8 protein-coding genes are annotated in these 13349 nt (G+C 68.1%); 7 read left to right on the top strand and 1 reads right to left on the bottom strand.

Features of this window, described 5'->3' with window-relative positions:
- Window positions 1-39: 39 nt before the first annotated feature.
- From aspS to ACFWU2_RS10150, 5 genes are all read left to right on the top strand, one after another.
- A complete protein-coding gene (gene aspS, locus ACFWU2_RS10170) occupies window positions 40-1833 on the top strand; it encodes an aspartate--tRNA ligase (RefSeq protein WP_378604791.1) in 1794 nt (597 codons plus the stop codon).
- Window positions 1834-2063: 230 nt separating this feature from the next.
- The gene (locus ACFWU2_RS10165) at window positions 2064-2333 is read left to right on the top strand and encodes a DUF4235 domain-containing protein (protein ID WP_378604788.1); all 270 of its coding nucleotides are present in this window, start codon (window positions 2064-2066) and stop codon (window positions 2331-2333) included.
- Window positions 2334-2502: 169 nt separating this feature from the next.
- Window positions 2503-5058, top strand: a complete 2556-nt coding sequence (locus ACFWU2_RS10160; protein WP_378604785.1) for a circularly permuted type 2 ATP-grasp protein — start codon at window positions 2503-2505, stop codon at window positions 5056-5058.
- Window positions 5055-6014, top strand: coding sequence for a transglutaminase domain-containing protein (locus tag ACFWU2_RS10155; RefSeq protein ID WP_378604782.1), 960 nt, complete (start codon window positions 5055-5057; stop codon window positions 6012-6014). Before ACFWU2_RS10160 ends, ACFWU2_RS10155 begins: the two co-directional genes overlap by 4 nt.
- 183 nt (window positions 6015-6197) lie before the next feature.
- Window positions 6198-7364, top strand: a complete 1167-nt coding sequence (locus ACFWU2_RS10150; protein ID WP_378604779.1) for a kinase — start codon at window positions 6198-6200, stop codon at window positions 7362-7364.
- A gap of 16 nt (window positions 7365-7380) precedes the next feature.
- On the opposite strand, the gene ACFWU2_RS10145 is transcribed toward ACFWU2_RS10150, so the two are convergent.
- Complete coding sequence (locus tag ACFWU2_RS10145) at window positions 7381-8994, bottom strand: alkaline phosphatase D family protein (RefSeq protein WP_378604776.1); 1614 nt, start codon at window positions 8992-8994, stop codon at window positions 7381-7383.
- 141 nt (window positions 8995-9135) lie between these two features.
- Here ACFWU2_RS10145 and ACFWU2_RS10140 point away from each other — a divergent pair, with 141 nt between their 5' ends.
- Window positions 9136-10548 carry a replication-associated recombination protein A gene (locus ACFWU2_RS10140; protein ID WP_378604773.1) on the top strand — a complete coding sequence of 471 codons (1413 nt, stop codon included), beginning with the start codon at window positions 9136-9138 and terminating at the stop codon, window positions 10546-10548.
- 133 nt (window positions 10549-10681) lie between these two features.
- Window positions 10682-13348, top strand: a complete 2667-nt coding sequence (gene alaS / locus ACFWU2_RS10135; protein WP_378604770.1) for an alanine--tRNA ligase — start codon at window positions 10682-10684, stop codon at window positions 13346-13348.
- Window position 13349: the final 1 nt, after the last annotated feature.

Raw genomic sequence — 13349 nt, 5'->3', positions numbered from 1 at the left:
ACCCGACGAACCCGTCGCTGTCGTTTCGAAAGGACTTCCGTGCTGCGCACCCATCTCGCCGGCTCGTTGCGAGCCGAGCACGCCGAGCAGACTGTCACCCTCACAGGTTGGGTCGCTCGGCGCCGCGACCACGGCGGGGTCATCTTCATCGACCTGCGCGATGCGTCGGGGGTGGCGCAGGTGGTCTTCCGCGACCCGGGAGTGCTGGAACAGGCGCACCGTCTCCGCGCCGAATACTGCGTCAAGGTCACCGGCGTGGTCGAGATGCGGCCCGAAGGAAACCAGAACTTCGAGATTCCCACCGGCGCCATCGAGGTCAATGCCACCGAACTCGAGGTGCTGAACGAGTCCGCTCCGCTGCCGTTCCAGCTCGACGATCAGGCGGGCGAGGAAGCGCGTCTCAAGTACCGCTACCTCGACTTGCGACGCGAAGGCCCGGGCAAGGCCATCCGGCTGCGCAGCAAGGTCAACGCCGCCGCACGGGCAGTGCTGGCCCAGCACGAGTTCGTCGAGGTCGAGACCCCTACGCTGACGCGCTCCACGCCCGAGGGCGCTCGTGACTTCCTGGTACCCGCCCGCCTGCAGCCCGGGAACTTCTACGCGCTGCCGCAGTCCCCGCAGCTGTTCAAGCAGTTGCTCATGGTCGGCGGCATCGAGCGGTACTACCAGATCGCCCGCTGTTACCGCGACGAGGATTTCCGCGCGGACCGGCAGCCCGAGTTCACCCAGCTCGACATCGAGATGGCGTTCGTGACCCAGGACGATGTCATTCTGCTCGCCGAAGACGTGCTGGAAGCGCTGTGGCGCCTCGTCGGCTACGAGATCCAGACGCCGATCCCGCGGATGACGTACGCGGACGCGATGCGTCGTTTCGGGTCGGACAAGCCCGACCTCCGGTTCGGGATCGAACTGGTCGAGTGCAAGGAATTCTTCAAGGACACCACCTTCCGGGTGTTCCAGGCCGAGTACGTCGGTGCGGTCGTCATGGAAGGTGGCGCGAGCCAGCCGCGGCGCCAGCTCGATGCGTGGCAGGAATGGGCCAAGCAGCGCGGGGCCAAGGGCCTGGCGTACGTGCTGGTGGGGGAGGACGGGGAACTCACCGGTCCGGTTGCCAAGAACCTCACCGACACCGAGCGCGCCGGACTCGCGGCACACGTGGGCGCGAAGCCGGGCGATTGCATCTTCTTCGCCGCCGGCCCCACCAAGCCGATGCGTGCACTTCTCGGCGCGGCACGCGGGGAGATCGCCCGCAAGCTCGACCTGATCGATCCGAACGCCTGGGCTTTCGTGTGGATCGTCGACGCGCCGCTGTTCGAACCGGCCGCAGACGCGACGGCGAGCGGCGATGTGGCACTGGGGCATTCGGCGTGGACGGCGGTGCACCACGCCTTCACCTCGCCCAAGCCCGAATTCATGGACACGTTCGACACCGACCCCGGATCGGCGCTTGCGTACGCGTACGACATCGTGTGCAACGGCAACGAGATCGGTGGCGGTTCGATCCGTATCCATCGTCCCGACATCCAGGAACGCGTGTTCAAGGTGATGGGCATCTCGGAGGAGGAGGCGAACGAGAAGTTCGGCTTCCTTCTCGACGCGTTCAAGTACGGTGCGCCCCCGCACGGCGGCATCGCCTTCGGCTGGGATCGCATCACCGCTCTGCTCGCCGGGATGGATTCGATCCGCGAGGTCATCGCGTTTCCGAAGTCGGGTGGGGGAGTCGATCCGCTGACGGACGCGCCGGGTCCCATCACTCCGGAGCAGCGCAAGGAGTCGGGTATCGATTACAAGCCCGAACCTGAGGCGGACAAGGCTGCTCCCGCCAAGAGCTGACCCAGCTACCTCGAGGCCGCACGTCCTGATGGGCGTGCGGCCTCGCCGTATCTCCGAACAAGACCGATTTCGAATGCGACGGAAACGCGAAAATAACCGAACAGCGCACCTCCGTCCTGTTGCGGACCAACCGGCGCGACCACGCCGTTTGCCCACGGCAGGAGACGGGTACCTCGGTCGGGAGATCGCGGCGCCGCCCCTGGGCGCCGCACGAAGGAGGGAACTACCAGATGCCCGACGTGCGCGTGATGATGTACAAGCCCCTCGCGATGGCAACGAGTATCGGAGGAGGTGTGCTCGCGGGAGCGGTCTTCAATCAATTGTGGAAGCGGGTGGGTCCGAATCGCCCGAAGCCGGAGCCTCGAGACCTGGCGCAGAGCACTCGCGACGTACTCGTCGCGGCCGCATTCCAAGGGTTGATCTTCGGCGTGGTGAAAGCCGGCGTGGACCGCGCCACCGCGAAAGGCTTCCAGAAGGTCACCCACACATCACCGGAGTAGTCTCGACCATTTCTCAGCAGTGATGTGCGGCACCCCCCGCGCCGCCCTCTCTTCCACGAATACCCGTTGAGCAACTTCACCTGGCAGAGTTGACCCGGTCGCCGGTGCGACGGTCGAGCGGGTCGTGAACGACGGTGCGCCGACGGAAAGATCGAGAGGGCGGCGCTTCATGCACGACGTGGCCGAGGCGGATCCGGTCGGGGAGTACGACACCCCGTTCAGTCCGCAGTACGACGAGCTACACACAGCTTCCGGTGAGATCCGGGAGCACTGGAGCGAACTCGCCGGGGTGCTCGAGGGCCGCTCGCCCGCGGTGCTCGAGCGCTACCGGCGACGCGTACGCACGCTGGTCGACAATCACGGCATCACCTACAACCCGGTCGACTCGGTGGGTTCGGACGGAGAACCGACCGGCCCGGTGCGCTGGGAGGTCGACGCCCTACCCCTGGTTCTCGCCGCCGACGATTGGGCGGTTCTCGAACGAGGACTCGTGCAGAGATCCCGCGTCCTCGACGCGCTGCTGGCAGACCTGTACGGCCCGCAACGCACGCTCACTACCGGCTTGCTGCCTCCGGAGTTGGTCTTCGGCCATCCCGGATACCTGCGAGCGGCCCACGGAGTCACGCTCCCAGGGCCGCATCAACTCTTCATCCACGCGGTGGATGTGGCGCGGCATCGCGACGGTAGCTTCCGTGCGATCCGCGACCACACCCAGGCGCCGTCCGGTCTCGGCTACGCCATGGCGGATCGGCGGGTCGTCGCCCATGCGATGCCGGAGATCTACACCACCGCCGGCCCGCGGCCCCTCGCACCGTTCGGTCACGCGCTCAGGCTCGCCCTGCGCGACGTCGCGCCCAGCGGTGTCGAGGACCCGTTCGTGGTGGTCCTCAGTCCAGGAGCGCAATCCGAAACCGCCTTCGACCAAGCACATCTCGCGAGCGTGCTGGGCGTGCCGCTCGTCGAGTCGGCCGACCTGACCGTGCGGGAGGGGAGGCTGTGGATGCGTTCGCTGGGGTCGCTGACACGCGTCGACGTGGTGATGAGGCGAATCGACGCCGACTACGCCGACCCGCTCGACCTCCGGCGCGATTCGAGACTCGGCGTGGTCGGACTCGTGGAGGTCGTCCGACGCGGTGGAGTGTCGCTGGTCAACCCGCTCGGCAGTGGTGTGCTCGAAAACCCCGCTCTCGCCGGATACCTTCGGCCGCTCGCCCGGGCGCTGCTCGACGAGGACCTCCTGCTCGAGTCCGAGGAGACCCACTGGGGCGGCACCGCCTCCGGACTCTCGGAACTCACCTCGCGACTTTCAGATCTGGTCGTGCGCTCCACCGTCACTGCGGAAACCGTTGTCGGCGAGACGTTGACTGCCGCAGAGCGTGAGGAGTTGCTCGCTCGTGTGAAGGCGCAACCCGGCAACTGGGTGGCACAGGAACGTGTCGAGTACTCCCACGCGCCCAGCCTCGACGGAACGGCCGTGACGGCGTCTCCCGTGAGTCTCCGGTTGTTCACCGTCGCGCAGCGCGTCGGATACACACCCATGCCCGGCGGGCTGTGTGAGGTGCTGGTACCGGGCGTCGCACCGGAAACCGAACCGCGAGTAGCGGCGAAGGATGTCTGGGTACGGACTGTCGCGGGTGGCGCCACCACCGACGCGGCGGGCTCTGCCGCGCCGGAATCGTTGCCGCGCTTCGCGGTGCCTTCCACCGAGGTGGTGGCCTCACCGCGCGTGCTCAACGACATGTTCTGGATCGGCCGCTACAGCGAGCGCGCAGAAGACACGGCGCGACTGCTCATTTCGATGAGGGAGCGTTACCAGGACTACCGGAACCGGCCGTGGCTCGAGGGCAGCGACTGCTTGCCGGTTCTGCTCGGCACACTCGTCTCGACGTCGCAGCTCAGCGAGGGTGTCTCGATGGTGGACGACCATCGCAACGTCGTGGCGGAGTTCCGCGCCCTGACCGTGGATCGGGCGCGGCCGGGCTCGCTGGCGCAGTCGTTCGGTGGGCTCGAGCGCGCCGCCCGCGCCGTGCGGGACCAGCTCTCGCACGACACCTGGACGGTCCTGGCCGACGTGCAGCGCGCCCTCGACGACCTCGCGGTCGATCCGGAAGACGACGGAGCTCAGCTCGGCGCGACCCAGTCGGCGGTTCTCAACGGCATGCTCGCCCTGTCCGGTCTCGGCGCGGAATCGATGGTGCGCGACCTGGGCTGGCACGTGATGGACATCGGCAAACGCCTCGAGCGGGGCCTGGCGCTGGTGTCGCTGCTGTCCTCGACCCTGACCCGCGAGCACACCCGGCCCACCGAACGCGCGCTCATGGAATCGGTGCTCGCCGCAGCGGAGAGCTCGGTGACGTTCCGGCGACGCAATACCACGGTGCGGGTCGCCGCCGTCGCCCAACTGCTCCTGTTCGACCCGGGTAATCCGCGCTCGCTCGCGTACCTCCTCGACCGGCTGCGCGAGAACCTGGTGGCATTGCCGCACTCGTCGGGCTCGTCCCTGCCGGAGCGACTCGTCGACGAACTCCTCGCGACATTGCGCCGCTGCGACCCGTCCGACCTCGAGACGGTCACCGACGGTGTCCGCGCGGAGTTCGCGCGCCTGCTCGGCTCCACCCATGCCGGGCTGACGGAACTCGCCGTCGTCTTGATGAAGGGACCGCTGTCGTTGCCCGGTGGAACCCGGCCGCTGTGGGGCGGCACAGAGCGGAGGGACCTGCCATGACAGTCGCCGACGGATCCAGCGAGCCCGGTGTGCGGCGGTACCGCATCGTGCACCGCACCACCTACCGCTACTCGGGTGCTGTGACCTCCTCCTACGGCCGCGGATACCTGCTCCCCCGGGAGACCGACCGGCAACACGTGCTCTCCAGCGAGGTCACTGTGAGCCCCGCGCCGGCGGACATGTCCACCGGCGCTGACCTGTGGGGCAACCGCGATCTGTTCTTCCACGTCACCGACACGCACGAGGTGCTCGAAGTGGTCGGACGCTCCGAGGTTGCGGTCTCACCTCCGGACCCGGGGCGGTTGCGTACGCCGGCGTGTCTGGCGCCGTGGGAAACGGCCCGCCCGGCCGGCCCCGCCGGTGCGCTGGCCGTCGACTTCGTACTCGACGTGCGTCCACCGGAGATCGACGACGACGTGCGTGCCTACGCGGAGAAGACGTTCACCGCCGGGCGACCGATCGCCGAGGCGATCGTCGACTTGACCCACCGGATCTTCACGGACTTCACCTACAGGTCGGGGTCGACATCCGTGTCCACCCGCGTTGCGGAAGTGCTGGCGGCCGGATCGGGCGTGTGTCAGGACTTCGCGCGCCTGGCGATCGCATGCCTGCGCTCCCAGGGGTTGGCAGCACGCTATGTCTCCGGATATCTCGCGACCAACCCGCCGCCCGGGAAGGAACGCATGGTCGGGGTCGACGCAACGCACGCGTGGGCGTCGGTGTGGCTGCCGGACGGCACGTGGCTGGACTTCGACCCCACGAACGATCAACTCGGCGACGAGCGGTACACGACCGTGGCGTGGGGACGCGACTATGCGGATGTGTCGCCGTTGCGGGGCGTGATCTACACGGAGGCGCAGGACAGCACGATCGAGGTGTCGGTGGATGTCGCGCCGGTCGACGAAGAATTCTCCGCTGCGGGAGGACGTTCCGATCAGGGTGATCGAACCCCGTAGACATCGGGAACACGTCCGCGGGCGCCCGGTCGTCGATCTCGTGAGATACCCGGTGTGCTGCCGGGACGGTGCAGGTCTGGACAAAGCGGACGCGCCCTGTCGAGCGTGACCGTCGAAGGTCCTGAGTGACCGAGGTCTTCTGCGAGCCCATTTCGTGACCGAGAACCTGTAGATTGGTCCGTGATGACTGCAACATTGGCGGACCCCGTGTCAGAGGTAGTGCAGGCAGCCGAGCAGCTGCTCACTCGTCGTACCGGGGCGCCGGTCAAACTGGCGGATCCCGTGGACCTCGGGGGCAGTGGCAGGTCGGTCGTTCTCCGGGTGCGGGTCGCCGCGAACCCCTTCTCGTTGCCGCGCACACTCGTGCTCAAGCAGGTGCCGCCGTCGCGCGGCGCCGGCCACGTCGACTTCCACGGTTCCGCGACAGACGAGCAGATCGCATTCCTGCGCGAAGCGGTCTCGTACCAGTTCGCGACCGCCCTCGCCAAGGACCACCGTCCCGGTGCGGAACTGCTCGCGTACGACTTCGCGACCCGGTTGCTCGTCCTGAGCGATCTCGGCGACGCGACCCCTCTGGCGACTCTGATGCGCAGTGGTGACACCGAGACCGTCGGCAACACGCTCATGGCGCTTGCGCAGGCTCTCGGCCGGATGCACGCCGCGACCGTGGGACGAGAAGAGGACTTCGCGGCGTTGCTGCGCCGCGCCGACGTCTCGCATGTCGCCGACATGGTGTCGGAACAGGCGATCGACGCAGTCCGCGGTGTGCCCGAACTGCTGGCCACCGACTTCGGTCTCACCGTGCCCGATTCGGTCCGGGAACGGGCCGAACGCGCGGCAAAGCTGTTCACCGGCGGTCGTCACCGGGCGTTCAGCCCGTCGGACCTGTGCCCGGACAACATCGTCGTCGGCGACGACGGCGTGCAGTTCCTCGACTACGAGTGGGGAGGCTTTCGGGACGCGACCCTCGACATCGCATTCGCCCTGACGTCCTTCCCCCTGTGCGTGTGTGCCGTCCCCATGACCGTGGGGCGGATGCGGGCGATGGCCGACGCGTGGCGCGCCGAGGTCGTGGGCATGTGGCCGCATCTGGCCTACGACGAAGTGCTGGCCGAACGTCTTCTGGACGCGCTGTTGGCGTGCGTCTGGCTCAGCACACATCTGTTCCTGCCCGAGGACCACGCCCGGATCGCCTCGGTGCGCGAGCACGAACTGTCGGTGCCGCGAATCGAAGCGCTGCGTTCCCGCTGGATGCTGCTCGCCGATTTCGCGGCCGACACCGGCCACGACGACGTCGCCGGACATGCGCGTGAGGTGCTCGAACAGCTCGAGGCACGCGAAGCCGCCTGACGCCCACCTGTCCGGGTCACACCGGCGGCACGGGTTCGACGCGCGCGCTGCCGTTCAGGACGCGGAAGCCCGCCGCCCGTCGTGCGCCGGTCGACGGGTCGGTACGGTCACCGAGGAAGAACCACTCCATCTGCACCGCATCCGGAGTCACCTCGAGGACGCCGAAGCCGTGCGAGTCGAGTTCGACGAACCGAATGTGCCGGTTGGTCGACCGCACGACCTCCTCCAGCGCCGGTGATGCCGTGCGCGGCGGGACCCCCAGCAGCTCGTCGATATTGGCCGACGTCACCGACGGCACCACGAACTCGGTAGCGACGGTGCCCGCACCCGGATAGTCGGCCGGGTCGGCGGGAATGTCGATGGCCCACGACGTGTGGATGTCGCCCGTGAGGAATACGACATTGCGCCGTCCCGCCCCGCTGATCGCGTCGAGCAGACGCTGACGGTCGGCCGGGTACCCGTCCCACTGGTCGGTGCTGAACGGCACTCCGCTCGACGGCGCACCGAGCAGCGCGGTGAGCGCACCGGTCGTGCGCACGTCGAGGGGAGGTAGCAGGAGCGGTGCGAACATCACGGAGTTGCCGACGAGCTGCCATCGAGTCGGAGAACTCGCCACACCCGCGGTGAGCCAGGCCATCTGGTCCTTGCCCGTGATCGTGCGGCCGGGGTCGTCGACAGTCTTCCCGTCCACCGGCCGAGCCTGCTCGGAACGGTACGTGCGCAGATCGAGCATCGACAGTTCGGCGAGGTCGCCGAACCGGAGCCGCCGGTACAGACGATCGCCTTCCCTCCGGACCGGCATCCATTCGTGGTACGCCCGGACCGATGCGGCCTTGCGCGCGGCCCAGTCGCCCTCGGTCGCCGGATCGTGGTTCTCGGCACCGCCCGACCACGCGTCGTTCGCGGACTCGTGGTCGTCCCACACCACGATCCACGGCACGAGGGCGTGCAGCCGCTGCAGATCGGGGTCGGTCTTGTACTGGCCGTGCCGCATCCGGTAGTCGGCGGTGGTGACGATCTCGTGCGACGGACGATGCGCCCGTACTTCGGATCCCGTCGAGACCGGGAATTCGCCGGCCGCGTACTCGTACAGATAGTCGCCCAGATGAACCATCGCGTCCAGGTCGCCGCGTGCGGCGAGATGCCGGTACGACGCGAAGTACCCGCCCTCCCAGTCCGCGCACGACACGACGCCGAACCGGAGACGGTCGACGTGCGCGCCGGCTGTCGGTGCGGTGCGTGTGCGACCGGTGGGGGAGACGGCCCCGCCGGCGAGGAAGCGATAGTAGTAATCCGTGCCGGGTGCCAGGCCGGTCGCATCGACCTTCACGGTGTGGTCCGCGTCGGCTGTCGTCGATACCGATCCCGACGCCACCGTGTCGGAGAATTCGGCGTCCCGGGCGATCTCCCATTGCACCGTGGTCGCGGGCCCCACGCCGGAGCCGGGGACCGCGTCGGGCGTGGGAGTTACGCGGGTCCAGAGGATGACCGCGTCGGGGAGCGGATCGCCGGAGGCCACGCCGTGTGCGAAGACGGCCGGGGCCGCCGACGCGCCGGGAGTGGTCGCCGCGGCCAGAGCGGACGTGCCGGCAACCAGCGCGCCGGCTCGGAGGAGTGTTCGACGCGTCACACGAGGTAGGGGCACGGCGTCGATCTGACCACGCCGATAGGCCCGGTTCAGGGCAAACGGCAGAAATGCACCGAAATGTCACCGGTTGTTCGCCGGGTACTGCGACCGCGGCGGTCGGTGGGAGCTTGTAGCGTCGGAGTGGTGAGTGACGTATTCGGGGCGGACGATCCTTCGGCAGAACCGGACGCTCTCTTCGAGGCGCCCCGCGAGGAGGACCCCGAACCCGAACCGGAGATACGCCGCGCACCCGCAGCGCCGACCGGCCCCTCTGCTCCTCTCGCCGCCCGCATGCGTCCCGCGAGTCTCGACGAGGTGGTCGGCCAGCAGCACCTGCTCGAACCCGGCGCCCCGCTCCGGCGTCTCGTCGAAGGTTCGGGCGCGGCGTCCGTCGTGCTGTACGGCCCGCCCGGCACCGGGAAGACGACGCTGGCGTCGTTGATCTCCGGTGCGACCGGACGCCGATTCGAAGCACTGTCGGCGCTGTCCGCCGGTGTGAAGGACGTGCGTGCGGTCATCGATGTGGCGCGCCGCCGGCTCGCCCACGGCGAGCAGACGGTGCTGTTCATCGACGAGGTCCACCGGTTCTCGAAGACCCAGCAGGATGCGCTGCTCGCCGCTGTGGAGAACCGGATCGTGCTGCTCGTCGCGGCTACCACCGAAAATCCCTCCTTCTCCGTCGTCGCCCCGCTGCTGTCGCGCTCGCTGGTGCTCCAACTGCAACCGCTCGGCACCGAGGACATCCGGCAACTCCTCGAACGTGCCCGCGTCGACGAACGCGGACTCGGTGGCATGGTGGACATCACCGACGACGCGCTCGATCACCTCGTACGGCTCGCCGGCGGCGACGCGCGACGGGCGCTGACCGCGCTCGAGGCCTCCGCCGAGACGGCGTCGGACCGTGCCGGTGACGGCGACGCCGTCATCGATCTGTCCACTGTCGAGTCGAGCATCGACCGGGCTGCGGTGCGCTACGACCGCGACGGCGACCAGCACTACGACGTCGCGAGCGCGTTCATCAAGTCGCTACGCGGTTCCGATGTCGATGCCGCCCTGCACTACCTGGCGCGCATGATCGTCGCGGGGGAGGACCCCCGCTTCATCGCCCGGCGCCTGATGATCCAGGCCAGCGAAGAAGTGGGTATGGCCGATCCCACCGCGTTGCAGACCGCGGTCGCCGCATCACACGTCGTGCAGCAGGTCGGGATGCCCGAGGCTCAGCTCGCTCTCGCCCAGGCCACCATCCACATCGCCACCGCCCCCAAATCGGGTGCGGTCACCGCCGCACTGGGTGCCGCGATCGCCGATGTCAAATCGGGCAAGGCCGGGATGGTGCCCGCGCATCTGCGTGACGGGCACTACCAGGGCGCGCAGAAGCTCGGCAACGCCGTCGGGTACCGGTATCCGCACGACCATCCGGACGGTGTGCTCGCCCAGCAGTACGCGCCCGACGAACTGGTCGGGGTCGACTACTTCCGGCCGACCAACCACGGAGCCGAACGTGAACTGGCGTCGCGGGTGCCGAAGCTCCGCCGCATCGTGAGAGGCGAGCGGTAGGCGGACGTGACGCCCGTCGGACCGACCGGAAGTCGATTGCGTCGGGGCGTTAAGCTGAACGATGGCCGTTTCGCGCGGCCGGCAGGCCACACCGGGCAGTTCCCGGAACCGTCACACGACAAAGGACCATGACGTGCAGACCCATGAGATCCGTAGGCGCTTTCTCGATCACTTCGTGAAGGCCGGCCACACCGAGGTGCCCAGCGCGTCGCTGATCCTCGCCGACCCGAATCTCCTGTTCGTCAATGCCGGCATGGTTCCCTTCGTGCCGTTCTTCCTCGGGCAGCAGACCCCGCCGTACGCCCGTGCGACGTCGGTGCAGAAGTGCGTGCGCACGCTCGACATCGAAGAGGTCGGCAAGACGACCCGGCACAACACGTTCTTCCAGATGGCCGGCAACTTCTCCTTCGGGGATTACTTCAAGGAAGAGGCCATCGCCTTCGCGTGGTCGCTGCTCACCGGTTCCGTCGACGACGGCGGTTACGGCATCGATCCGGAAAAGCTCTGGGTCACCGTGTATCTCGACGACGACGAAGCGTTCGCGATCTGGCGCGACAAGATGAACGTGCCCGAGGCCCGTATCCAGCGGCGCGGCATGAAGGACAACTACTGGTCCATGGGAATCCCCGGGCCGTGCGGTCCGTGCTCGGAGATCTTCTACGACCGTGGCCCCGAGTACGGCGTCGAAGGCGGCCCGGAGGCTGATGAAGACCGCTACATCGAGATCTGGAATCTCGTCTTCATGCAGAACGAGCGCGGCGAAGGCCGCTCCAAGGACGACTACCCGATCCTCGGACCGCTGCCGAAGAAGAACATCGACACCGGTATGGGCGTCGAGCGGGTGGCGTTCCTGCTCCAGGGCGTCGAGAACGTGTACGAGACCGATCTGCTCCGTCCCGTGATCGACAAGGCCGCCGAACTGACGGGCGCGGTGTACGGCGCCAAGCACGAGGACGACGTCCACTTCCGGGTTATCGCCGACCACGCCCGCACAGCCGCGATGCTCATCGTCGACGGCGTCAACCCCGGCAACGACGGCCGTGGATACGTCCTGCGCCGTCTGCTGCGACGGATCGTGCGCTCGGCGCGTCTGCTCGGCGCCGAGCGGCCCACGATGGCCGAGTTCATGGCCGTCGTGCGCGACACCATGGCACCCTCGTATCCCGAACTGGCCACGTCCTTTTCTCGCATCGAGACCGTTGCGGTGGGCGAGGAGACCGCGTTTCTCAAGACGCTCGGCACCGGCAGCAAGCTCTTCGAAGGCGCGGTCGACGCCGCGAAGGCGCAGGGCGAGACCGTGCTCGGCGGAACCGCCGCATTCACCCTCCACGACACCTACGGCTTCCCCATCGACCTCACGCTCGAGATGGCATCCGAGGCCGGACTGACCGTGGACGAAGACGGCTTCCGGTCGCTGATGGCGGAACAGCGCCAGCGCGCGAAGGACGACGCGCGGGCCCGCAAGCACGCGCACGCCGACCTGACGGTCTACAAGGAACTCCTCGATCGTGGCCCCACCGAGTTCACCGGCTTCGGTGAACTTGTGACCGAGGCGCACGTGCTCGCCGTGATCACCGGTGGCGAACGCCTGCACACCGCATCTGCCGGGCAGAAGGTCGAGCTGATCCTCGACCGCAGCCCCCTCTATGCGGAGTCGGGCGGCCAGATCGCCGACGTGGGCACGATCACCGGACCGGGCCTGAAGATCAAGGTCGACGACGTCCAGAAGATCGCCAAGCAGTTGTGGACGCACAAGGTCACCGTCGTCGAAGGACAGGTGACCGAAGGTGACGCGGTGCTGGTCCAGGTCGACCCCGAATGGCGCAAGGGCGCGACCCAGGGCCATTCGGGCACCCACCTCGTGCATGCCGCGCTGCGAGAGGTCCTCGGCCCCAACGCCGTCCAGGCCGGGTCGCTCAACAAGCCCGGTTACCTGCGGTTCGACTTCTCCTGGCCCGGTGCGTTGTCGGAGCAGCAGAAACAGGACATCGAGGTCGTCACCAACGAGGCCGTCGCGGCGAACTACCCGGTCAACACGTTCGTCACCGACCTCGACAAGGCCAAGAAGATGGGCGCGATGGCGCTCTTCGGCGAGAACTACGGCGACGAGGTGCGTGTCGTCGAGATCGGTGGCCCGTTCTCGATGGAGCTGTGCGGCGGCACCCACGTGCAGCACTCGTCGCACGTCGGCACCGTCACGCTGCTCGGTGAGCAGTCGGTGGGGTCGGGTGTGCGCCGGGTCGAGGCCTACGTCGGACTCGATTCCTACCGCCACCTCGCGAAGGAACGGGCACTGCTCGCAGGCCTGTCGTCGACTCTGAAGGTGCCCTCCGAGGAGGTTCCCGGACGCGTCGAGTCGCTGATCGAGCGGCTCAAGGCAGCAGAGAAGGAACTGGAGAAGACGCGGGCGGCCAACGTTGCAGCGGCGGCGGGCAATTACGCCGGCAAGGCGCAGCGGATCGGCGACCTGCTCGTGGTGGCCGAGACGGCACCCGAAGGCGTCACCGGCAACGACCTGCGCACCCTGGTATCCGACATCCGCGGACGGCTGGGCTCCGAGCCCGCTGTCGTGCTGCTCCTGGGCAGTGCCGACGGAAAGGTTCCCTTCGTCGTCGCCACCACCAAGGCCGCGCAGGCGATGGGCGTCAAGGCCGGCGATCTCGTCGCGAGCTTCGGACCCGCGATCGGTGGCCGCGGCGGTGGCAAGCCCGATATGGCACAGGGAGCGGGCTCGGATCCGTCCGGCATCCGTGCCGCACTCGATGCCTTCCGTGCCCGGCTCAGCGAGCTGGCCGGCTGAG

Source organism: Rhodococcus sp. NPDC058639 (assembly GCF_042717545.1).
Classification (GTDB): domain Bacteria; phylum Actinomycetota; class Actinomycetes; order Mycobacteriales; family Mycobacteriaceae; genus Rhodococcus.
This window is presented reverse-complemented; position numbering and strand designations above follow the sequence as displayed.

Bases quoted from the DNA above. Each gene is read 5' to 3' on its own strand.
- ACFWU2_RS10165 (WP_378604788.1), top strand. From the start codon at position 2,064: ATGCCCGACGTGCGCGTGATGATGTACAAGCCCCTCGCGATGGCAACG.
- ACFWU2_RS10160 (WP_378604785.1), top strand. From the start codon at position 2,503: ATGCACGACGTGGCCGAGGCGGATCCGGTCGGGGAGTACGACACCCCG.
- ACFWU2_RS10155 (WP_378604782.1), top strand. From the start codon at position 5,055: ATGACAGTCGCCGACGGATCCAGCGAGCCCGGTGTGCGGCGGTACCGC.
- ACFWU2_RS10150 (WP_378604779.1), top strand. From the start codon at position 6,198: ATGACTGCAACATTGGCGGACCCCGTGTCAGAGGTAGTGCAGGCAGCC.